Annotated in this window: 19 protein-coding genes; 9 read left to right on the forward strand and 10 right to left on the reverse strand. The window is 68.6% G+C overall.

The features are described 5' to 3' along the window. Nucleotides 1-2: 2 nt before the first annotated feature. The 5 genes from ISP14_RS12450 to ISP14_RS12470 all read right to left on the reverse strand — a co-directional run bounded on the left by ISP14_RS12450 (nt 3) and on the right by ISP14_RS12470 (nt 5012). The gene (locus ISP14_RS12450) at nt 3-653 is read right to left on the reverse strand and encodes a DUF4097 family beta strand repeat-containing protein (RefSeq protein ID WP_404540296.1); all 651 of its coding nucleotides are present in this window, start codon (nt 651-653) and stop codon (nt 3-5) included. Nucleotides 654-805: 152 nt separating this feature from the next. Next, nucleotides 806-1138, reverse strand: a complete 333-nt coding sequence (locus ISP14_RS12455) for a tetratricopeptide repeat protein (protein ID WP_404540299.1) — start codon at nt 1136-1138, stop codon at nt 806-808. Beyond that, a complete protein-coding gene (locus ISP14_RS12460) occupies nt 1135-2862 on the reverse strand; it encodes an ArnT family glycosyltransferase (RefSeq protein WP_404540301.1) in 1728 nt (575 codons plus the stop codon). The genes ISP14_RS12455 and ISP14_RS12460 overlap by 4 nt, the downstream gene beginning before the upstream one ends. Before the next feature lie 66 nt (nt 2863-2928). Then, on the reverse strand, nt 2929-3966 hold the full coding sequence (locus tag ISP14_RS12465; RefSeq protein ID WP_404540303.1) for a CDP-glycerol glycerophosphotransferase family protein: 1038 nt from the start codon (nt 3964-3966) through the stop codon (nt 2929-2931). Nucleotides 3967-4196: 230 nt separating this feature from the next. Next, nucleotides 4197-5012 carry a glycosyltransferase family 2 protein gene (locus ISP14_RS12470; protein WP_404540306.1) on the reverse strand — a complete coding sequence of 272 codons (816 nt, stop codon included), beginning with the start codon at nt 5010-5012 and terminating at the stop codon, nt 4197-4199. 231 nt (nt 5013-5243) lie between these two features. On the opposite strand from ISP14_RS12470, the gene ISP14_RS12475 reads away from it, so the two are divergent. The 4 genes from ISP14_RS12475 to ISP14_RS12490 are packed head-to-tail and all read left to right on the forward strand — an operon-like array spanning nt 5244 to nt 9245. Next, entirely contained in the window at nt 5244-6509 is a 1266-nt protein-coding gene (locus tag ISP14_RS12475) for an O-antigen ligase family protein (protein ID WP_404540309.1), read from the forward strand. Nucleotides 6510-6537: 28 nt separating this feature from the next. After that, entirely contained in the window at nt 6538-7476 is a 939-nt protein-coding gene (locus ISP14_RS12480; protein WP_404540311.1) for a UDP-glucuronic acid decarboxylase family protein, read from the forward strand. Between the two features lies 1 nt (nt 7477). Then, complete coding sequence (locus ISP14_RS12485; RefSeq protein WP_404540314.1) at nt 7478-8392, forward strand: glycosyltransferase family 2 protein; 915 nt, start codon at nt 7478-7480, stop codon at nt 8390-8392. A gap of 7 nt (nt 8393-8399) precedes the next feature. Next, nucleotides 8400-9245: a glycosyltransferase family 2 protein gene (locus ISP14_RS12490; RefSeq protein ID WP_404540317.1), complete on the forward strand. Its 846-nt coding sequence runs from the start codon at nt 8400-8402 to the stop codon at nt 9243-9245. Here the strand turns inward: ISP14_RS12490 and ISP14_RS12495 are convergent. From ISP14_RS12495 to def, 5 genes are all read right to left on the reverse strand, one after another. Beyond that, nucleotides 9242-10207 (reverse strand): glycosyltransferase, encoded by a 966-nt coding sequence (locus ISP14_RS12495; protein ID WP_404540320.1) that lies wholly within the window; start codon nt 10205-10207, stop codon nt 9242-9244. The genes ISP14_RS12490 and ISP14_RS12495 overlap by 4 nt on opposite strands. Further along, on the reverse strand, nt 10204-11964 hold the full coding sequence (locus ISP14_RS12500; protein ID WP_404540323.1) for an ArnT family glycosyltransferase: 1761 nt from the start codon (nt 11962-11964) through the stop codon (nt 10204-10206). The genes ISP14_RS12495 and ISP14_RS12500 overlap by 4 nt, the downstream gene beginning before the upstream one ends. Before the next feature lie 33 nt (nt 11965-11997). Then, nucleotides 11998-13293 (reverse strand): 16S rRNA (cytosine(967)-C(5))-methyltransferase RsmB, encoded by a 1296-nt coding sequence (rsmB, locus tag ISP14_RS12505; protein ID WP_404540326.1) that lies wholly within the window; start codon nt 13291-13293, stop codon nt 11998-12000. Then, nucleotides 13290-14222, reverse strand: coding sequence for a methionyl-tRNA formyltransferase (gene fmt, locus ISP14_RS12510; RefSeq protein ID WP_404540329.1), 933 nt, complete (start codon nt 14220-14222; stop codon nt 13290-13292). The genes rsmB and fmt overlap by 4 nt, the downstream gene beginning before the upstream one ends. Nucleotides 14223-14508: 286 nt before the next feature. Continuing rightward, nucleotides 14509-15018 carry a peptide deformylase gene (def, locus tag ISP14_RS12515; RefSeq protein WP_404540332.1) on the reverse strand — a complete coding sequence of 170 codons (510 nt, stop codon included), beginning with the start codon at nt 15016-15018 and terminating at the stop codon, nt 14509-14511. A gap of 326 nt (nt 15019-15344) precedes the next feature. Between def and ISP14_RS12520 the strand changes: the two genes are divergently transcribed. From ISP14_RS12520 to ISP14_RS12540, 5 genes are all read left to right on the forward strand, one after another. After that, nucleotides 15345-16469 carry a LysM peptidoglycan-binding domain-containing protein gene (locus tag ISP14_RS12520; RefSeq protein WP_404540335.1) on the forward strand — a complete coding sequence of 375 codons (1125 nt, stop codon included), beginning with the start codon at nt 15345-15347 and terminating at the stop codon, nt 16467-16469. A gap of 71 nt (nt 16470-16540) precedes the next feature. Next, nucleotides 16541-17671 carry a DNA-processing protein DprA gene (gene dprA / locus ISP14_RS12525; protein ID WP_404540338.1) on the forward strand — a complete coding sequence of 377 codons (1131 nt, stop codon included), beginning with the start codon at nt 16541-16543 and terminating at the stop codon, nt 17669-17671. A gap of 125 nt (nt 17672-17796) precedes the next feature. Then, nucleotides 17797-20286 carry a DNA topoisomerase I gene (locus ISP14_RS12530; protein ID WP_404540341.1) on the forward strand — a complete coding sequence of 830 codons (2490 nt, stop codon included), beginning with the start codon at nt 17797-17799 and terminating at the stop codon, nt 20284-20286. Further along, on the forward strand, nt 20286-20858 hold the full coding sequence (locus ISP14_RS12535) for an L-threonylcarbamoyladenylate synthase (protein WP_404540343.1): 573 nt from the start codon (nt 20286-20288) through the stop codon (nt 20856-20858). Before ISP14_RS12530 ends, ISP14_RS12535 begins: the two co-directional genes overlap by 1 nt. A 153-nt stretch (nt 20859-21011) precedes the next feature. After that, entirely contained in the window at nt 21012-22376 is a 1365-nt protein-coding gene (locus tag ISP14_RS12540; RefSeq protein WP_404540346.1) for an AMP-binding protein, read from the forward strand. Nucleotides 22377-22379 lie beyond the last annotated feature (3 nt).

The raw sequence follows: 22379 nt of genomic DNA on the forward strand, positions 1-22379 counted from the left end.
GGTTACGGCGCCGCGCCGCTGAATTTTTCGACCGTGGCGCCCTTCACCGTGCCGATCTGCGCGCTGTCGCTGACTTTCAGGATCACCGGCCGGCGGAAATCCAGCGTGCCTTGCACGACCGCATGCGGGCCGATCACGATCACCGGCGTGTGGCTGTTGCCGAAGTGGATCCCTTGGTGATCCGGCCGGTCGACCAGGATGCCGCCCGCGACATGCGAACCCGCGCCCACCGTAATGTCGCCGGCCACGGTTTCGATGCCGCCAGCCACCTGCGCGTCTTCCAGGGTGATGGATTCGCTGACGTTGGACAGATGGCCCTGTACCCGTGCGCCCTGCGCCAGGTGGATGCTGCCGCTGACGCTGTCGACACTGCCGGCGACGCCGGCGCCCATGCCGACCCGGATGTCGCCGCTGACCGTGCCGAGTTCGCGGGCCTGGGCCTGGCGCCCGAGTGTCACCGAACCGCTGACGGTGCTGGCTTTCCCGACCGTTGCGCGGTCGCCGACATCCACATCGCCGCTGACCGTGCTGAGATTGCCGGCTTGCTGGCCGGCCGCGACGTGGATGTCGTCACTGATGTTGTCGATATCGTGGCTGGCGGCGATGGCGGCCAGCGGAACGAAAAGCGCAAGGGCGAGCAGGGCACGGCGCATGGAAATCTCTCCGGTCGATGGAAGGTTCCTGCGTAGGATGCCGCTGCCGCGAAACGGGTTTGAGATGACCTTCGGCAGGGTGTCTGGCGATCGAGTCCGAAGCTGTGGGCGTCGTCGTATCGAATCGCTGCGTGCTCGGGCACGCGGCGGGCTCAGCCGCCCGCCGGGCGTTCCACCCGACGCAGGAACACCGCCATCTCCTTCTCCGCCTGCTTGTCGCCGCGCTCCTGCGCCACTGCGATGCCTTGCCGCCAGGCCTCGGCGGCGCCTGTGGGGTCATCGGTGGCGAGGCGGGCCTTGCCGAGCAGCTTCCATGCCGCGGAATAGCGCGGGTCGAAGCGCAGTGCTTGCAACAGTTCCCCGATGGCGTTGGCTGCATCGCCCGTTTCCAGCAGCGCATTGCCGAGGGCGTAGCGCAGCAGGGCGCCGTCGCGCGGACCGTCGCACTGCGCGCGCAGGCTGGCGATCAGCACGTCCTTGCTCATGGCTGCGTGCGTGCCGTGCCACCGTTGATGTCGTAAACCTGCGGCGGCTGGATCGGCTCGGGCGGCGTGGCGCCACTGCGCAGGTCGGCGAGCGTGGCGGCGGGCCACACCACCAGCCAGGTCGAACGGAACGGCTGCACCAGCAAGGCGTAGCGCAGGGCTGACGGATCGATCTTGGAGGGGTGCTGCACTACCAGGCCGTCGGGATGCGCCTTGGCGAACGCGGCCAGCTGCTCGTTGTTGTTCAGCTCTTCGATCGGTCGGGTCAGGCGTCCCTGGAAGTGGAACTGGCCCTCGTAGTTGCCGAGGTAGCCGATCGGGTGCCCGGCCTGTTCCGCCGCACCCAGCAGCAGCGAAGTAGGGCGCAGCTCATAGCGCGGCCACATGGTGAGGGTGAACAAGGTGTTGAGTGCCAGCGTGCCGATCAGCCCCGCCACCGCCAGCCGGCGCAGCTCGCCACGTCCGCGCAGCAACAACAACAGGCCCAGCAACAGGAACACCACCGCGAAGTAACGGCTGTACGGTGCACAGGCGTCGGGCCATTCGCCGTGCAGGTGGTTACCCGCTACCAGGTTGGGCAGCACAAACAACAGCAGCGCGAACGCGAGGCTGCCCACGCCCAGCGGCCAGGTGCCCAGCCAGCCGGTGTTGGCGAGTCGCGGCCGGCGTTCCCGCAGCAGCGCGATCGCGCCGCACAGCAGCAGCACCGTGCCGGCGAGTTCCGGCAGCAGATAGTAGAGCTGCTTGCCGCGCACCAGCGAGAACACGAGGAAGGTCGGCAGCACCCAGCACAGTGCGAAACGCAGGCCCGGTTCCAGCGGCCTGCGCAGCGCGGCCAGCGCCACCCAGGCACGCGGCCAGCCGACGAACGGGAACAGCAGCAGCGGCAGCATCAGCACGTACCACAGCACCGGGCGCGCATGGCTCTGCAGCGGTTCGGCCGTCTCCACGCCATGGATCACCCGTGCCGCGGTCTGGCTGAAGAACAGCCGGTGCATGTAGGCCTCGCCGCCGGCGAGGCCCGCGGGCAGCGCCCAGGCCAGCAGCATCGCCAGGCCAAGCAGCATCGCCAGCAGGCCGCAGCCGTACCACCGCGCGCGATGCGTACGTGCCCAGTCGCTCCACAGCGGACCGAGCAGCCACGGGAACAGCACATGCAGCAGCATCACCGGCCCCTTGGTGAGCAGGCCGAAGCCGATGCACAGGCCGAACAACCACCAGCGCGGCTGCGCATGGCGCGCGGTGGACGTGAGGCACAACAGGGCGCCCAGCGCCCATGTCGCCAGCAGTACGTCGTACATCACCTGCAGGCCGAACAGGAAGGCGTAGGACAGCGCCAGCAGGGTCCACGGTGCCGCCTTGGCCATCCAGGGGCGGGCGGGGAACAGACGCCGCGCCAGCAGCGAGATCAGTACCAGCTCGGCGCCGCCGAAGCCCACCTCCAGCACGCGTGGCCATACGTCGCCCACGCCGAACACCAGCCAGCCGGCGTGGATCAGCCAGAACAACAGCGGTGCTTTCTCGCTGTAAGGCTGACCGTTGATGTAGGGCACCAGCCAGTGGTGCTGATTCCACATCTCCCACGCCACGGCGAGCGTGCGGGTGGAATACAGCGGCATCGGGCCGTGCGCGAAGATCGCCAGCAGTGCCACCACCGCCCACAGCGGTAGCCACGGCCAGAGTGAGCGCAGGTGTTCGGAGCGGCTGTAGGGGTTCAGGGTCACGGAGAGACTCGGGCGTGGGTTGGCGCGATTCTAGCCGCGACCCGCGTCACGGGCCCGCATGCGCGTTCAGCTGCGGATGCGCGAGGGGCCCCAATAGCCGATGCGGCGGCGGATTTTCAGCTTGCGCCACAGGTTCCATGGCTTGGCGCGGCGGTTCCTGCCGCCGCGGGCAACGAAGGTATCGATGGCGTCCAGCACGCGCTCGCTGGAGCGGCCGTCGCGGTAGGGGTGGATCGCGTCGGCATAGGCGCGGATCGCAGCCATCAGTTCCGGCGGTCGGCTCAGTGCGCGTTCGATCGCCGGCTCGAAATCCTTGGCGTCGTGGATGTCGATCAGCTGCGGGCCGGGGCGGCGGTTGTTGAACGTCACCACCGGTTTGCCGGTGAGCAGGAACTCGTTGAGCGCGGAGCTGGTGTCCGAGCACATCATGTCGACCTGGCCGAACAACTCCAGGATGTTGTCGTTCTCGGCGAAACTGAGGTACGCGTTCTGCAGCGCCTTGAACTTCGCCACCGTCTCTGGGTTCATCTTCGGGTGAAAGCTGACGATCCAGCGCCAGCGGCCATCGCGCGACAGCCGCTTCACTTCCTCGTACAGGGTTTCGGCGGCGCTCCACGAGGGCGAAAAGGTGGAGTGGTAGAGGATCACCGGCGGCGTGCGCACCGGCGGGATGGTGCCGCCGAGTTCGCGCATGAAAGGGTCGATCTTGGGGAAGCCGGTCTCGATCACGCTGAAGTGACCCAGCTTGTCGGCGATCGCCTGGAACTGCGCGGTGTCGCGCGGGCCGGTGGTGCAGTACAGGTCGAAGAAGCCACGCACGTAGATGTGCCGGGGCTTGCCGGCGTCGAAGCCGTGAAAGGTCTCCACCTTCACGCCGGGGAAGAAGTGCGGCACCGCGTTGGACGAGGTGATCACGGCGAGGGGCTTCCACGCACGCACCTCTTGCACCGTCAGCAGGCGTTCGTCCGGGTGCAGGTCCTCTGCGCCGGGGCCGTCGAAGAACCATGCCGCCTCGTCGCCGCGCGCGCGGATCGCCGCCTGGATCGGCCGCAGGATGGCGAGCGCATAGCGCTCGGAGCCGTAGAGGAGGTAGTGCTTGGGCATGGGGCTGGGTTGTTCAGAAGAGGCGAGTAGCTTAGCTGTTCTCCCTCTCCCCTCCGGGGAGAGGGCCGGGGTGAGGGGGGGGTCTTGCCAAGATTCTGCACCGGGCGAGGCATGCTTTGACGGACGCGGCGGTAAGCCCCGGCCCTCATTTCAATCCTCTCCCCAGAGGGGAGAGGAGGCGAACGTGCCGTGCGGGTCCGCAGCTTCGAACTGCGCCGTCGCGTGGGGCATCAATGCTCGATGCGGTGTTTGTTCAATGCGTCGGTCGCCTCGGCGACCGACGCGGGGTTGTGCAGCATCTCGTAGTAGCGCATGCGCTTGTACAGCGCGTAGCTGGCCGCGGTCTGCGCGATCAGGAAGCCGCGCCAGCCATCGAGGCAGGCCAGCCGGAACACGTAGTCCTTGAGGAAGGCCAGCAGGTACACGAACGGCGCCTGCCACATCCGCGCGGGCTTGCCCTTGTCCAGCCAGTCGCGGCATTTCAGCTCGGCATAGCGCAGCACTTTGAGCTGCTTGTGCACCAGGGTGGGATTGTTGGCGTGGTCGAACGGTGCGTCGAAGGTGGGCGCGCTGCCTTCGAAGCGCAGCGACTCATGCACCCGCGCGTCGCTCCAGCGGGCACGATCGCGGTGGTACAGCCGGGCCAGCTTCTCGCCCACATTGGGCCGGTACCAGCGCATCGGCCGGCCCATGTAGATGGTGCGACGGCGCAGCCATGCGGCGGGGGCATCGCCGGCCATCAGTGCCGGCAGCTTGCGTTCCAGTTCGGCGGCGAGCTCCGGCGACAGCGATTCGTCGGCGTCCAGCACCAGGATCCAGTCGTGGCTGCATAACGTGGTGGCGAAGTTGCGCTGGGGGCCGAAGCCCAGCCAGTCCTGCCGCACCACGCGTGCGCCATGGGCCTGCGCGATCGTCACGGTGTCGTCGTCGCTGCCCGAGTCCACCACCAGCTTTTCAGCCGCGAACGGCACGCTGTCCAGGCAGCGCGCGATGCAGGCCGCCTCGTTGCGGGTGATGACGGCTAGGGTGATCGGCAGGGTCGGCATGGCGGCATTCTAGCGGTCGGCGCCATATCGCCTCGATGTGACCGCCTTGACGTTTCCTGTGCGCCGGTGCCGGCCGGTGGGCTGGGTTTCAGGCGGCGGCGGGCATGATGCAGCCATCACCACGTTCCGTACGCATGCGCCGGCGTATTGTTTTGCTGGAAGTGCCGTTGGTTATGCTGCGCGCCTTACAGGGGAGTGTGGCGTCTATCGCCCGCCGTATACGAAGGTTCCATGGGTCACGAGAAACATGACATCCCGCTGATGCAAGGCATGCCAGTCGCCGCGCGGCCCGTTGCCGAAGCCAACGCCGCGCCGGTGTTCTTCCGGCGTCGCGGATTCTGGCAGGGCGTGCTGGGCGCGGGCCTGGTGTGGATGATGCTCGGGCTCGTAGCGATGCCTTCGGGCGTGTCGTTCAACCCGGGCAAGCTGTACCAGGGCAGCCTGATCGTGCTGTTGTACCTGCCGGCCTGGTGCCTTGCGTTGACGCCGCGGGCGGCACCCTGGAGGGCGTTGCTGTCGTTGCCGGCGTTCCGGCTTTTCCTGCTGCTGCTCGGCTGGGCCGCGCTGTCCCTGCTGTGGGCGCACTCGCGGCATCTGGGTGACGAGCTCAGCCGCCTGCTGAGCGTGCTGGCCTTCGTGCTGGCCTGGCCGATCTGGCTGGGCGACGACGAACGGCGCGGCCAGCGCCTGCTGCTGCTGGCGGGCCTGGGGGTCGCGCTGTTCGCGGGGTTCTACTGCGTGCAGTACTTGTCGCAGCCGCCGACGGATGGCCGCATCGTGGGCATCGGCGTGATCGCGACGGCGAACTACGCCGCGGCGACGATGGGGGCGGTATGCCTGTGGCTGAGCCTGTTGCCGGTCGCCGACCGGCGCATCTCGCTGCTGCGCTGGCTGGCCGTGCCGGTGCTGCTGGCCTTCATCGCGCTGACCGGGTCGCGCAGCGTGTGGCTGGCGCTGGCGCTGTGCGCGGTGCTCGCCCCGTTGTGGCATGCGGCGCGTGCGGCGCGCTGGCTGGCCGGCGCGGCTGTGGTCCTGGTGCTGATCAGCAGCATCTGGCCGCTGCCGATGCTGGTGGAACGCGGCACGTCGTTGCGGCCCGAGTTGTTCGCGCAGTCCGTGCACCTGATCGCGCGGCACCCGTGGCTGGGCCTGGGCCAGGACGCCCCATTCACGCTGACGGTGGCCGGGGTCGATTACACGCATAGCCACAACGTGCTGACCCAGACCATGATCGAACTCGGCCTGCCCGGCCTGCTGCTGCTGGTCGCGCTGTGGCTGATGACGGCCTGGCTGGGCTGGCGGCACCGGCGCCGGCTGACCGGCCGGCTGGTACTGGCGCTGTGGCTGTATGCCAGCGTGGTGCTGCAGTTCGACATGCCACAACTGCTGGACAGCCCGCGTCCCGGCTGGCTGCTGGTCTGGCTGCCGCTGGCGCTGGCGTTGTGGCTGGAACTCGACACGCATCGACGTACGGCTGCCGTTGCTCGCTTACACTAGGCGCTTCGCGTTCCGGAACGACCCAACGATGCGCAAGGTACTGGTGACCGGCGGTGCCGGCTTCCTCGGCTCGCACCTGTGCGACCGCCTGCTGGCCGACGGCCACGACGTGCTGTGCGTGGATAACTTCTTCACCGGCAGCAAGCGCAACGTGGCGCACCTGCTGAACCACCCGTATTTCGAGCTGATGCGCCACGACGTCACCTTCCCGCTGTACGTGGAGGTGGAGCGCATCTTCAACCTGGCCTGCCCGGCCTCGCCGGTGCACTACCAGCACGACCCGGTGCAAACCACCAAGACCTCGGTGCACGGCGCGATCAACATGCTGGGTCTCGCCAAGCGGGTGAAGGCGCGCATCCTGCAGGCCTCCACCAGCGAGGTGTACGGCGATCCGGAGGTGCACCCGCAGCGCGAGGAATACTGGGGCCGGGTCAATCCGATCGGCTTCCGCTCCTGCTACGACGAGGGCAAGCGCTGCGCCGAGACGCTGTTCTTCGACTACCAGCGCCAGCACGACCTGGACATCAAGGTGGTGCGCATCTTCAACACCTACGGCCCGCGCATGCATCCCAACGACGGCCGCGTGGTGAGCAACTTCATCGTGCAGGCGCTGAAGGGCGAAGACATCACCATCTACGGCGACGGCAGCCAGACGCGCAGCTTCTGCTACGTGGACGACCTGATCGAGGCCTTCGTGCGCATGATGGAATCCGAGCGCGGCTTCGCCGGCCCGGTGAACATCGGCAACCCCGGCGAATTCACCATGCTGGCGCTGGCAGAGAAGGTGCTGGCGCTGGTCGGCGGCACGTCGAAGCTGGTGTTCCGCCCGCTGCCCGCCGACGATCCGCGCCAGCGCCAGCCCGACATCGCGCTGGCGCAGGAGAAGCTGGGCTGGCAGCCGAAGGTCGCGCTGGAAGATGGTCTCAAGGAGACCATCGCCTACTTCCGCCGCCTGCTGGAGGCCTGAGGTGGACGCCGCGCCCGCGTTCTCGGTCGTCGTCACCAACTACAACTACCGCGATTTCGTCGCCGAGGCGGTGGACGGCGCGCTGGCGCAGACCCGCGCGCCGCTGGAGGTGATCGTGGTGGACGACGGTTCCACCGACGGTTCGCCCGACTACCTGCGGGAACGCTATGGCCACGACGCGCGGGTGAAACTGCTGTACGGCGAGAACGGCGGCCAGCTCGCCGCGTTCCAGCGCGGCCTCGCCGCCGCCACCGGCGACGTGGTGTGTTTTCTCGACGCCGACGATCGCTGGGGGCCGGATTATCTGCGCCAGGTCGGCGAACTGTTCGCCGCACGCAAGGACATCGACTTCGTGTTCTCCAATGTGCGACTGGTGGGCAACGAGTCGGGCATGCAGGGCTACGCGAAGGAAGCCATGGATCTCGGCTACACCGTGCTCGGGACCTGGGTGCGCGCGCGCTGGTACGGGGCGCCCACTTCGGCGCTGGCATTGCGGCGCAAACTGGCCGAACGCGTACTCGACCTGCCGCCGGAGTTCACCGCGAACTGGCGCATCAGCGCCGACAACTGCCTGGTGTTCGGCGCCAGCGTGCTGGGCGCGCGCAAGTACTACCTGCCCACCGGCAACGTGGACTACCGCATCCACGGCCGCAACGGCTGGTGGCACGAGCAGGCGCGCATGCGCGAGTTCGCGCCGCAGTTCCGCTCACGCTGCCTGATCAACCATTACGCCGCGCGCATGCACCTCGATGTCCACACGCTGGACCTGGCCAAGGCCGAGTTCAAATCGCGCGAACGCTGCGACTGGGAAGAAGCGCAAATCTACGCAGGCATCGCCCTGCACGGCCGGGTGTCGTGGTGGAAGCGTTTCGAGCGCGCGTTGGCGATACTGCTGCGCGGCCTGCGCGGACGTTGAGGCCGGCATGAAGGTCAGCGTCGTCGCGCTCACCTACAACTGGCCCGGAGCGCTGGAGCGCCTGTTGGCCAGCCTCGCCGCGCAGACGCGCCTGCCCGACGAGGTGATCGTCGCCGACGACGGTTCGGGCGAGGAAACCCGGGCGCTCGTTGCACGCATGGCGCGCGATTTTCCGGTGCCGCTGCGCCACGTATGGCACGAGGATCGCGGCTTCCGTGCCGCGCGCGCGCGCAACCGCGGCATCGCCGCCAGCCGCGGCGACTACGTGATCCTGCTCGACGGCGACATGCTGCTGCATCCGCGTTTCGTCGCCGATCATCTGATGCTGGCCGAACGCGGCTATTTCCTGCAGGGCGGGCGGATCAAGGCCACGCGCGAGGAAAGCACCCGGCTGCTCGCCGGCGCGCGCCCGGTGTTCGCGCCATGGTCGCGCGCCGACTTCCACGAGTTCGACGGCACCAAGCGCCTCTACGCGTTCCGCCAGCCGCAGCTGGCGCGCTGGAAATCGCGCTCGCGCAACGGCGGCCGCGTGATGAGTTGCAACATGAGCTTCTGGCGCGACGACTTGCTGCGTGTCAACGGCTTCGACGAGCGCATGGAAGGCTACGGCGCCGAGGATCGGGAACTGGTGGCGCGACTGGAGAATGCCGGCCTGCGCCGCCGTGCCTTGAAGTGGGCCGCGCTGGCGGTGCACCTGTGGCACAGCTCGCGTGCCCAGCCTGACGTGGACGACATGAGTCTGCCGAACAATCGCCTGTTCCACGCTACCCGCAGCGAAAGCATCGTGCGTTGCGAGCACGGCATCGACGGCCATCTCGCGGAATTCGCCGCCCAGCAACGTCTGGATAGCTAAATGGCAGCGAGCGCCTTGCGCAGCCGCTCCGGAAACGCGGTGCGCTCGGTCTCGTACCACGCCCGCGCCGACGCACCCAGCGCGACAGCCTCGGCCTCCGGCATCGCCGCGCAGCGTTCGATGGCTTGCGCCATGTCCTCGGCGCGGAAGCCGTACAGCGTGGCCAAGTCCTGGGTTCCCGTGGCCTGCGCCGGCACCCGCACGCCGCGTTCGGCGGTCACCAGTTCGTTCATCGGTTCGGCGTCCAGCGTCACCACCACCGCGCCGCAGCTCATCGCCTCGACCAGGTAGTGGCCATAGCCCTCGGTCTGCGAGGGGCACAGATGAAAGCGATGTTCGTTCTGCAGGCGACGATAGGCCGCATCGTCGAGGTGCTCGCGGATCAGCCGCACGTTGGCGGGCAAGGCATCCAGCTCCACCCGCTTGCGCCGCCAGATCACGGTAAGCATGGGCCATTCGGGGTGCGCGGCCCACAGCTTGAGCAAGGCGGCGGTGCCCTTGTTGGCGCTGCGGCCGGGGCCGTGGAAGAAGGCATGCCGGCGCGGCACCTGCGGATCGAGGCGATCGGGGCTGGTGAAACCGATATGGCGCACCGGCACATCCAGCGCAGCGAACAGGCGCTCGGCGTGGCGGGTCTTTACCCACACCGCATCGATGCAATCCAGCGCGGCGCGATCCTGCGTGCGGAAATATTCCGGATTGGGCACCAGCACGTTGCGCCGGGCGGCGCGGGCGAACTCCGGGCGCACACGTTCCAGCATCAGGTTGACGTCGAACGCGGGCGCACGTCCGGCCAAGCGCGCGCGCGTCAGCCATTCGGCGAAGCGGCCGCGGTGCGGCAGGCCGGTCGCGCGCACCGTCGCGCCCGCCTCGCCCAGGGCGGCGGCGAGCAAGGCCATGTCGCGGCTCAGTCCTGCGCCGTTGTCGCGCGCCAGCAGCTGAATGCGCGGCGTCGCCGTCACGGCTCGGCGCCCGGGTCGCCGTCGGGCAATTCATCCACGCCGGCGCCAGGCAGGCAGCCGGGTACCAGTGCATCGGCCTTGAACATCCACCAGTCGCGCTGGTTGGCGTGGCCGAGATAGATCGCCTTGGCGTGATCCACGCAGCGGCCCATCGCCGGTTGCTGCACGAACAGCCAGCGCGTGGCGGGTGCCTGCGCCTGCCACTGCACCGCGCGGGCGAACTGCAGGTGGTAGGGCTGCTTGAAGCCGAAGTCGGTGGCGGGGCGATCGAGCATCAGCAGGTTCTGCTCGGTCCATGCCACCAGGCCGAGCCGGTCGCCGGGGGCAAGATGGCCGCGTACGTCGGCCATCAGTGCGGACGAGGAACTGGAAGGATTGAACAACGGCACCGCCCAGAAACCCCAGGCCAGCCACAGCGCGGCCATGCCGGCGCATACCGCATGCACGGCACGGCGTACGCGCAGCGCGGCGACCAGGGCTAGCTGCACCGCGCCCAGCACCACGCACATCCACCACAACGCGACACCGCCGTCGGCGAGATCACGCTCGCTGGCGAACTGCGCCACCTTCGGCGCATGCGAGAGCAGGGCGTAGCCACCCACCGTCAGCATCGCCACGCCGAGCAGCGCGATGAACGCGAGGCCCAGCACACGCAGCCAGCGCTTCGGCAGCAGCTCGTCCACGAACGGCGCACAGGCCAGCGCCAGCATCGGCAAGGCGGGCAGAATGTAGACGTCGCGCTTGCCCGGCGAGGCGCTGAAGAACAGCAGCACCAGCACCACCCAGCCCAGCGGCAGCAACACGCGCGCGTCGCGTGCCTTCAGCCTTTGCCACCAGCGCGGCAGGCAGCCGGGATAAAGCAACGACAGCGGCAGCCAGCTGAACAGCAGGATCGGGATGTAGTACCACCAGGCATGGATGTGGTGCCATGCATTGGCGTAGCGCTTGGCGGTCTGGTGGAACAGGATGTCGTTGACGTAGGCCGCATACGCGGGATTGCCGTCCCGGGCGTGCGCCGTGAGCAGCATCGGTACCAGCCACAGCGCGATCGCCGCCAGCACTGCCGCCAGCCCCAGCAGCCAGCGCCACCACGCGCCGCGACCGGGGTGGGCCACGCCGTCCCAGTGGCGCCAGGCCGCCCATGCATAGGGAATCAGCATCAGCAGCGCGAGGAAGCCGACGCCCTTGGTGATCACGCCGAGCCCCGCGCAGAAGCAGCCCAGCCAGTACAGCGGCCAGTGCGCTGTGCGCGTTTCGTCGCCATCGGGCGGCGCCAGCAGGTGCCGCAACAGACCCCAGTTCGCCGCAGTGATGAGGAACATCACCAGCGGATCGATCTGTGCGCGCTGGCTCTGGTAGACGAACTGGAAGGCCAGCAGCAGGCCGCCTGCCGCGTACAGGCCGGCGCGACGGTTCCACAGCCGTCGGCCGAGGTCGTAGACCAGCAGCAAGGTGCCCAGCCCCGCCAGCAGCGAAGGCAGCATGAAGGCCAGTCGCCACCAGCGCACCAGCTCGAAGCTGGCGGCTTCGGTCCACATCAGCATCGGCGGCTTGTCCGCATACAGTTCGCTGCCGCGATGCGGGAACAGCCAGTCGCCACTCTCCACCATCTGCTTCGCGGCCAGCGTGAAGCGAGGCTCGTCGGAAGGCCAGGGGTCGCGCAGGCCGATGCCGGCGCCGAGGATCACCAGCGCAATCAGCAGCAGCAACCAGAAATGGCGGCGTTCCTGCGGCGTGGCCTTGGAGAGAGCGGACATGAAGCGTTTCCTGAGCGGCGCGACGCGAACGGATCAGCGCTTTTCGAGCACCGCATAGTACATGCCGTCGAGGTCGCCATCGCCAGGCAGGATCTGCCAGCCGGTGGCGGCCGCCTGCCCCACAGGCAGCGTGAACGACACGGCATGCGCATCGGCATGCGTGGCGAGGAAGGGCGCCACTACCGCCTCGTTCTCCGCGCGCAGCAGTGCGCAAGTGATGTAGACCAGCCTGCCGCCCGGCGCCAGCAGCGGCCACAGCGCTTCGAGAATGCGCCGCTGCTGCGTCGCCAGCGCAGAAATGTCGTCCGCGCGCCGGTGCAGGCGCACGTCCGGGCGGCGGCGCAGCACGCCAGTGGCAGAGCAGGGCGCGTCGACCAGGATGCGGTCGAAGGCCTGGCCATCCCACCATGCCGAAGGCTGGCCGGCGTCGCCCACGATCACCCTGGCTTGAAGATGCAGGCGGGTGAGGTTGTCGCGGATGCGTTCCGTGCGCTTCGGTTCGAATTCCAGCGCGGTGAGCGCGACATCCGCGCGCTCCAGCAAGTGGCAGGCTTTGCCGCCAGGTGCGGCGCAGGCGTCCAGCACGCGATGGCCATCGCGCACGTCGGCGAGATCGGCGGCGATCTGTGCCGCACCATCCTGTACCGCGAACAGCCCGTCGGCGAAGCCGGGCAGGCGGGTCACGTCGGTGCTGTGCGGAAGCACGATGGCGTCGGTAAGCCATGCGTGTGGTTCGGCCGCCTGACCGTCGAGGCGCAGGCGTTCGATCAGGCTGTCGCGATCGCTGCGTCGGCGGTTCGCGCGCAGCATCAGCGGCGGCTCGCGGTTGTCCGCCGCCATGATGGCGTCGGCCTGCGTCGGCCAGTCGCGTGCGATGGCCTCGGCCAGCCAGCGCGGGTGGGCGTGGCGGGTTTCCGGTTTCGCATCGAGCGCGGCAAGCAGCGCGACGCGTTCGCGCTGCCAGCGACGCAGCACCGCGTTCACCAGTCCTGCAAGCTGCGGCCGCTTCAGTGCGCGCACGGCTTCCACCGTGGCCGCCACGGCGGCGTAATCGGCCAGCTCCAGCACTTCCAGCTGCACCAGGCCCAGTACCAGCAGCGCATGCACCGCGGGTTCCTTCTTGCGCAGCGGGCGCTCCAGCAGGCCATCCAGCGCGGCATCGAAGCGCGGCCACCAGCGCGCGCCGTCGCTGACCAGCGCCATCAGCAGGGCGCGGTCGCGTGGGTCGGGGAGCTTTTGCGCATGGCGATCCATCGCTTCGCGCAGCGAGGCACCGTGCAAAGCGATGTCGGCGAGGGATTTCGCGGCCAGTGCGCGGGTGTCGGTCATGGTGCGCGCGGGGAACGCAGCTCGGGGCGCGCGTTGAGGTAATCCGTTGCGCTGATGCGCCGTCCGCCCGCGCGTTGCAGCGCGGTGATGCACAGCGCGCCTTCGCCGCAGGCCACGACGATGCCATCGCGGTGGGCGCCGATCACGGCGCCTGCGGTGGCGGCGTGCGATTGTTCGATGGCGCGCGCCGCCCAGATCCGTACACGCTCGCCGGCAAGCTCGGCGTCGCTGCCGGGCCACGGATCGAAGGCGTGTACCTGGCGCTCGAGCGCGATGGCGGGACGGGTGAAATCCAATGCGGATTCGGCCTTGTCCAGCTTGTGCGCGTAGACGACACCGTCGGCGGCCTGTGGCGTGGCGGCCAGCGTTTCGCCGGCCAGCACGCGGCGCAGCCCTTCGGCCAGTGCCGCGGCGCCCAGCGCGGCGAGGCGGTCGTGCAAGGTGCCGCCGGTGTCGTCGCGGGTGATCGGCGTGCGCTTTTCCAGCAGCACGGGGCCGGTGTCCAGGCCGGCTTCCATTTGCATCAGGTCGACACCGGTCTCGGCGTCGCCGGCGAGGATGGCGCGCTGGATGGGTGCGGCGCCGCGCCAGCGCGGCAGCAGACTGGCATGTACGTTCCAGCAGCCGAGGCGCGGGATCGCCAGCACCTTGCGCGGCAGGATCAGGCCGTAGGCCACCACCACCATCAGGTCGGGCCGCCAGGCAGCCAGCGTGGCCTGGGCTTCGGCGCCCTTCAGCGATTCGGGTTGCTCCACCGCGATGCCGGCGGCGAGTGCCGCCTGTTTCACCGGACTGGGCGCAAGCTTGCGGCCGCGGCCGGCGGGGCGGTCGGGCTGGGTGTAGACGGCTACCACCTCGGCACCGCTGGCGCGGCAGGCTTCAAGGCAGGGGACGGAGAATTCCGGGGTGCCGGCGAAGACGACCCGCATGGTCAGAGCCTGTTCAATGCCTTCGCATGACCCGCGCCGGGAACTGTTTGCGCGCAGGCCAAGGAAGAACGAAGGAGTGGACGTCCGTCCACGACTGAGTGATGACGCAGGCGTGCGGGCAAACAGACCCGGCCCCGGAATTTATAGGTGCAGGGGTTGCCTTGCCGTGGCCGCCATGCGGCAGCGCGCGGCTTGACCTGCCGGCCAGGCAGGCGCTGCGCCACGTGCCACCACCTGACGGCCACGGCAACGCAACGCGGGCCATGCGAAGGCATTGGACAGGCTCTCAAGCGCTGGCTGCCTGCTTGCGCTGCTTCTCCAGGCGCTTGAGCAGCAGCGAGCGTTTCAGCGGCGAGAGGTAATCCACGAATACCTTGCCGGCGAGGTGATCCATCTCATGTTGCACGGCCACGGCCAGCGGGCCTTCGGCTTCGTAGACGAATTCCTTGCCGTCCGCGTCGAGGGCTTTCACCTTCACCTTCAGCGCGCGGGTCACGTCGGCGTAGAGGCCGGGGAAGGACAGGCAGCCCTCCTGGTACACCTGCGCGCCGTCCTTCTCCACGATCTCGGCGTTGATCAGCACCAGCGGCTGGTTGCGCTCGTCGCTCATGTCGATCACCAGCACCTGCTGGTGCACGTTGACCTGGGTGGCGGCCAGCCCCACCCCGTTGGCGGCGTACATGGTCTCGAACATGTCGGCGACAAGCTGCTTCAGCTGGGCGTCGAACACGGTGACCGGCGCGGCCCTGGTGCGCAGGCGGGGATCGGGGAATTCAAGGATGGTGAGCGTGGACATGCCCGCCATTGTAGTACGCCGCCCCAAGAGCCTGTTCAAAGTCTCCGTATGGCATCCCAAAGGATCGGGTCCGTTTGCCGGTATCCCTGCGTGGCCGCTTGGTCGCAAGCGGATGCCCAGGCCCCGCCCCTCAAAAGCAGGGTCCGCCACGGACTCCCCGCGCCTTCGTTCTTCCTTGCGTGCAAACAGTCCCTGGTGCGAGTCGTGCGGAGGCACGGAACCGGCTCCAGGCGGCGGTCGCCCTGGATTCTGCGAACCGGTGCCGATTGCACCGCTTAATGCTTCAGTTACACTCGCCTCCACCGCGGGGAGGGGGATTCCCACCAATGCTCAAGAAAGCCTTCACAGTGCTGGCTGGCACCATGGTTGCCGCGGCGGTGTGTGCCGCCGGCGCCGCGCAGCTGCGCAGCAACCATCCTGATTCGTACACGGTGCGCCGCGGCGACACGCTGTGGGGAATCTCGGCGAAGTTCCTGGTCAAGCCATGGTTGTGGCCGGAGATCTGGCAGGCCAATCCGCAGGTGCGTAATCCGCACCTGATCTACCCGGGCGACGTGCTCAACCTGTCCTTCATCAACGGCGCGAGCCTGAAGCTGGAGCCCAGCCTGCACCGTGAGGGCGCGGCCGTGCCGGCGATTCCGCTGGATGCGTTGAAGACCTTCCTGAAAGACCTGCGCGTGATGGACTCCAGCGCGGTCAGCAAGGCGCCCTATGTGGTGGGCCTGGAAGAAAACCGGCTGGACGGTGCCCCCGGCCAGAACATCTACGTGCGCGGCCTCGACAGCCAGCCCGGCCAGCGCTGGGCGATCGTGCGACCCGAGCACGTATTCCGCGGTTTCGACAATGGCTCCGACGGCACCGCGATCTACGGCGACGAGCTGTATGCCAACGCGGCGTTGGTGAAGTCGCCGTGGGAGGAAGACTTCAACAACGGCTCCGGCCATTACCTCCGCGGCCGCGACATGGGCCTCGAGGTGAAGGTGATCGGTACCGCCGAAATGCTGCGGCCGGGCGACCCGTCCACCTTGCTGGTGGTGGATTCCACCTCGGAAATCCACAAGGGCGATCGGCTGATGCCGGTGAACGACAACCCCTACGACCCGTATTTCTACCCGCATGCGCCGCAAAGCCTGCCCAAGGACGGCCGCGTGATCGCGTTTACTGGTGCGATGGATGCCGTCGGCCCGTACCAGGTGGTGGCGCTGTCGGTGGGGGCGAAGGATGGTGTGGACAACGGCACCACCTTCGCCGTCTGGCACCCCGGCGAGTACATCCACGACGACGTGGCCGGCAACAGCTGGCGTCGCGGCGTGGGTCCACACGTCACCTTGCCGGACGAGTACATCGGCCACTTGATGGTGTTCCGCACTTTCGACCATGTCAGCTACGGCCTGGTGATGGACGGCCTGCGCCCGGTCAAGAAGGGCGACAAGCTGAAGCTGCCCGACTGACGCGGGCCTAGGCGCAGGACGACACGACGGCGCGGCTCACCCCGCGCCGTCTTCGTTCGTACACTGCCGGCATGGACGAAACGGACGAACTGCGCGCCTGGCTGATCGCCCTGCGCACACCAGGCCTGGGCCCGGGCGGCTTGCGCGAGGCCCTGGTGGCGACCGGCGGCCGCATCGATGCCATGCCGACATGGTTGCGCCGGCAGGCCACCGCGCTGGGCGAAGGTGCCGCCGCCTGGCTGGACACGCCCGACGAGACCCGCCTTGCCGAGGACATCGCCTGGCTGGCCGAACCCGGCCACCGCCTGCTGCGCTGCACCGAGGCGGATTTCCCGCCGCAGCTGGAAACCATCCCGCAGCCACCCGGGGCGCTGTTCGTGGCAGGCGATGCCGGTCTGCTGCTGCATCCGCAGGTGGCCATCGTGGGCGCCCGGGGCGCCAGTCCCGCCGGGCTGGACCATGCGCGCCGCTTCGCCCGCGCGCTGGCGCTGGCCGGCTTCACGGTCGTCAGCGGCATGGCCGACGGCATCGATGGCGCCGCCCACGAGGCGGCGCTGGAGGCGGGCGGGGCCACCGTCGCAGTGGTTGGCACCGGGCCGGACCGGGTCTACCCGCGCAAGCACCACGCGCTGGCCCGGCGCATCGCGGCGCAGGGCGTGGTGGTCAGCGAATTTCCCCCGGGTACCGCGGCGCGTGCCGACCACTTCCCGCGCCGCAACCGCATCATCTCGGGGGTGGCGCTGGGCACGGTGGTGGTGGAAGCGGGGCTGCAATCCGGCTCGCTGATCACTGCGCGGCTGGCCGGCGAGCAGGGCCGTGAGGTGTTCGCCTTGCCCGGTTCCATCCTCAATCCGCTGGCGCGCGGCTGCCACCGGCTGATCCGCGACGGCGCCCGGCTGGTGGAGGATCCCGCCGAAGTGATCGAGGCACTGACTCCGGCTGCACGGGCGCTGGGCGTGGAACTGGCCGAGCGGCTGGCCCGGCCGGATACCCCGGCGCCGGCCCGCCCCGGCGGCTGGCGCGACGACCCGGACTACCGGCGCCTGCTGGATGCGCTGGGCCACGACCCCGCCACGCTGGACGAACTGGTGCGGCGCAGCGGGCTGACCGCGGCGGCACTCTCCTCGATGCTGCTGATGCTGGAGCTGGAGGGCTGGGTGGCCAGCCTGCCGGGCAACCGCTATCAGGGCCTGCCGGGGTAGGGAAACCCGCACTGCAGCGCGCTTTCACGCCGTCCGGCTTGACAGCTGTCGCGCCGTCTGGCCTCACTAATATATAGGGATGCCGCACTGCGGCATGGAACCGTCACACCCACTGCAAGAGATTCATGGCCAAGAACCTGCTCATCGTCGAGTCGCCCGCCAAGGCCAAGACGATCAACAAATACCTCGGCAAGGACTTCCAGGTCCTCGCCTCCTACGGCCATGTGCGCGACCTGAAGCCGAAGGAGGGTGCGGTCGATCCGGATCACGGCTTCGCGATGAAGTACGAGGTGATCGAGCGCAACGAGAAACACGTCGACGCGATCGCCAAGGCGGCCAAGCAAGCCGACGACATCTACCTCGCCACCGACTTGGATCGCGAAGGCGAGGCGATCAGCTGGCACATCAGCGAGATCCTCAAAGACCGCGGTCTTACCGAGGGTAAGCAGCTGCATCGCGTGGTGTTCTCCGAGATCACGCCGAAGGCGATCAAGGCCGCGGTGGCACAGCCGCGCCAGCTCTCGCATGACCTGGTGGACGCGCAGCAGGCGCGCCGTGCGCTGGACTACCTCGTAGGCTTCAATCTTTCGCCGGTGCTGTGGCGCAAGGTGCAGCGCGGATTGTCCGCCGGCCGCGTGCAGAGTCCGGCGCTGCGCATGATCGTGGAGCGCGAGGAGGAGATCGAGGCCTTCGTTGCGCGCGAATACTGGACGGTGGAAGCGCAGCTGCGCCATGCCGACGGCGAATTCAGCGCCAGGCTCACCAAGCTCAACGGCAAGAAGTTCGAGCAGTTCGACCTCACCAACGAGGCCGATGCGATGGCCGCGCGCGCTGCGCTGAAGGAGGCCGCGCACGGCCGCCTCACCGTGAGCGAAGTGGGCAGCAAGGAGCGCAAGCGCCGTCCGGCGCCACCGTTCACCACCTCCACCTTGCAGCAGGAAGCCGCGCGCAAGCTCGGCTTCACCACCAGCCGCACGATGAAGGTGGCGCAGGGCCTGTACGAGGGCGTGAGCCTCGGCAGCGAAGGCAACGTGGGCTTGATCAGCTACATGCGTACCGACTCGGTGGCGCTGGCCGACGATGCATTGGCCGAGCTGCGCGCACTGATCGCGCGCGACTATGGCCACAAGGCACTGCCCGACGGACCGCAGTTCTACAAATCGAAGAGCAAGAACGCGCAGGAAGCGCACGAGGCGATCCGTCCTACCTCGGCGATGCGCACGCCGCGCGAAGTGGCCGCCTTCCTCAACGACGAACAGCGCAAGCTGTACGAGTTGATCTGGAAGCGCACCGTGGCCTGCCAGATGATCCACGCCACGCTGAACACCGTGTCGGTGGACTTCGAACTGCCGCACACTGCCGGCGGTCCCGCTGCGTTTCGCGCCACCGGTACCACCGTGGTCGATCCCGGCTTCCTCGCCGTGTACGAGGAAGGCCGCGACCAGAAGAGCGCGGACGACGACGACGAAGGCCGCCGCCTGCCGAAGCTGGAAAAGGGCGAGGACGTACCGCTCAAAGATATCCAGACCGACCAGCATTTCACCGAGCCGCCGCCGCGCTATTCGGAAGCTTCGTTGGTGAAGGCGCTGGAGGAATACGGCATCGGCCGCCCGTCCACCTACGCCAGCATCATCCAGGTGCTGCTGAACCGCGAGTACGTGCTGCTCGACAACCGCCGCTTCAAGCCCACCGACATCGGCCGCGCGGTGGGCAAGTTCCTCACCCAGCACTTCACCCGCTACGTGGACTACGACTTCACCGCCAGGTTGGAAGACGAGCTCGACGCGGTGAGCCGCGGCGAAGAAGCCTGGGTGCCGCTGATGGAGCGCTTCTGGCAGCCGTTCAAGCAGCAGGTGGAGGAGAAGACCGAATCGGTGGACCGCAGCGAGGCCACCGGCGCACGCGAGCTGGGCACCGACCCCAAGAGCGGCAAGCCCGTGTTCGTGCGCCTGGGCCGCTTCGGGCCGTACGCTGCGATCGGCGACAAGGACAGCGACGAAAAGCTGCAGTTCGCCAGCCTGCGCCCCGGCCAGAGCATGCACACCATCACGCTCGCGGAAGCACTGGAGTTGTTCAAGCTGCCGCGTCAGCTGGGCCAGGCGCCGAACGGCGACGAAGTCAGCGTGGGCATCGGCCGCTTCGGTCCGTTCGTGAAGCAGGGCGGTACCTACGCCTCGCTCAAGCCCGAAGACGATCCCTACACCATCGAACTGCCGCGCGCGCTGCAGCTGGTCGAAGACAAGCTCACCATGCTCGCCAACCGCGTGATCGCCGATTTCGGCAACGGCGTGCAGGTGCTCAACGGCCGCTACGGGCCGTACATCACCGACGGCGAGAAGAACGCGCGCATCCCCAAGGATACCGAGCCGAAGGACCTCACCGAGGCGCAGTGCCTGGAGTTGCTCGCCGCCGCGCCGGTGAAGAAGGGCGGCCGTTTCGGCCGCAAGACCGCCGCCGCGAAGAAGACCGCGGAGAAGAAAGCGCCGGCCGCGAAAAAGACCGCCACGAAGAAGACCGCCACGAAGAAGGCGGCGAGCAAGAAAACCGCGACCAAAAAGGCTGCCGCGAAAAAGACCGCGACGAAGAAAGCTGCGGCAAAGAAGACCACGGCCTGATGTCGCGGGTCTTCACGCTCGACGGGTTGGACGCCGCCGCCGATCTGCTGCGCGCAGGCGGCGTGCTGGCCTATCCCACCGAGGCGGTCTACGGCCTGGGCTGCGATCCGCACGACCAGGCGGCCTTCGCGAAGATCTTCGCGCTCAAGCAACGCCCGGCCACCCAGGGCGTGCTGCTGATCGCCGCCGACTTCGCCCAGGTCGAGCGCTACATCGACTTCGAGCGGGTGCCGGAGGCGGTATTGGCCCAGGTGCGTGCCAGCTGGCCCGGTCCCCACACCTGGATCTTTCCGCGCAGTGCCGCCGTGCCTGATTGGGTAGCCGGTGCGCACGCGGGCATCGCGCTGCGTGTTACCGCCCACGAACCTGTCGTCGCGCTGTGCCGCGCATTCGGCGGCGCACTGGTTTCCACCAGTGCGAACCCCCATGGCGAGCCGCCCGCGCGCAGTGCCGCCACCGTGCAGGACTATTTCGGCGAGGTGCTGGACGGCGTACTCGACGCCCCGCTGGGTACGCAGGCCAGCCCCACCACGATTCGCGATGCGCTGAGCGGCGCTATCATCCGGGCTTAGCCGGCGATGAACCGCGCCGCTGGCGGCTTGGCCGCGATTCAGCGGCACTCGCGAGCATGAGGAACCAGCAGCATCGACAGGCGCCGGCCCGGAGGGCCGGCAGGGCAGACAGCGGCCATCGCGGTGGCCGGCGAAACAAGGAGCGACACACCGGTGGCCATCGTCCACGACCATTTCCAGCGCGAGCAGGCCGAGCCACTGCTGCCGCTGCTCACTGCGCGCGACCCGCAGCGCATCGTCGCCTGGCGCCATGGCTCGGCGGTGAGCGCAGCGCAGTTCCTCGCCCATGTCGAGCAAGTCGCCGCCATGCTGCCCGAGGCGCCCGCCGCGGTGAATCTGTGCGAGGACCGTTACGCTTTCCTGGTCGCGTTCTGCGCCATCGCGCAGCGCGGCCAGGCCAACCTCCTGCCACCCTCGCGCGCGCCGCAGGCGGTGGAGGAGGTGATGGCCGCGCATCCCGGCAGCTACGCGCTGGGCGAGCTGGCGCTGTCGCCCGCGCCGCACGGTTATCGCAAGCTGCCCGAGCTGGATCCCAATCTGGCCGCCGTGTCGGCAGCCGTGCCGGCGATTCCCGCCGAGCAGCTGGTGGCGATCGGCTACACCTCCGGTTCCACCGGCACTCCGCGCGCCAACGCGAAGAGCTGGCGCAACCTCACCGCCAGCAGCGCCGGTACACAGGCGATGCTTCGGGCCGTGGCCGGCGAACGCTTCAACGTGGTCGCCACGGTGCCGCCGCAGCACATCTACGGCATCGAGATGAGCGTGCTGCTGCCGCTGCTGGGCGAGGTGGGTGTGCATGCGGGGCGGCCGTTCTTTCCCGCCGACGTCGCTAGTGCTCTGGCCGAGGTGCCCGCGCCGCGTGTGCTGGTGACCACGCCGGTGCACCTGCGCGCCCTGGTGGCTGCGGGCGCGCCGCTGCCACCGCTGGCGGCAATGCTGTCCGCTACCGCACCGATGCCGCCCGAGCTGGCAAAGGCCGCCGAGCAGGCTTTCGGTGCGCCGCTGCTGGAAGTGTTCGGCTCCACCGAGACCTGCGCCTTCGCGAGTCGTCGCGTCACCGCGGATGCAGACTGGACACTGTACGAGGACGTGCATCTGCATCCGCAGCCCGACGGCACGATGATCGAGGCACCCCAGCTCGACGAGCCGGTGGTGCTGGCCGACATCGTGAGCCTGCACGATGCGGGCCGCCGTTTCCGCCTGTGCGGCCGCAACACCGACCTGCTGGAGATCGCCGGCAAGCGCGCCTCGCTGGGCGACCTCACCCGCCGCCTGCTGGCGATACCGGGCGTGGAGGACGGCGTGGTGTTCCAGCTCGACGAGGCCGACGCCGCCGGTGTGTGCCGCATCGCCGCGCTGGCGGTGGCACCCGCGCTGGACGAGGCCGCGATCCTCGACGCATTGCGACGCGCCGTCGATCCTGTGTTCCTGCCCCGCCGTTTGCGTCTGGTGGACGCGCTGCCGCGCAACGAGACGGGCAAGCTGCCGCGCGAGGCGTTACTGGCTTTGCTGGGCTGACAA

This window comes from Dyella agri, from assembly GCF_044904705.1.
GTDB classification, from domain to species: Bacteria; Pseudomonadota; Gammaproteobacteria; order Xanthomonadales; family Rhodanobacteraceae; genus Rhodanobacter_A; species Rhodanobacter_A agri.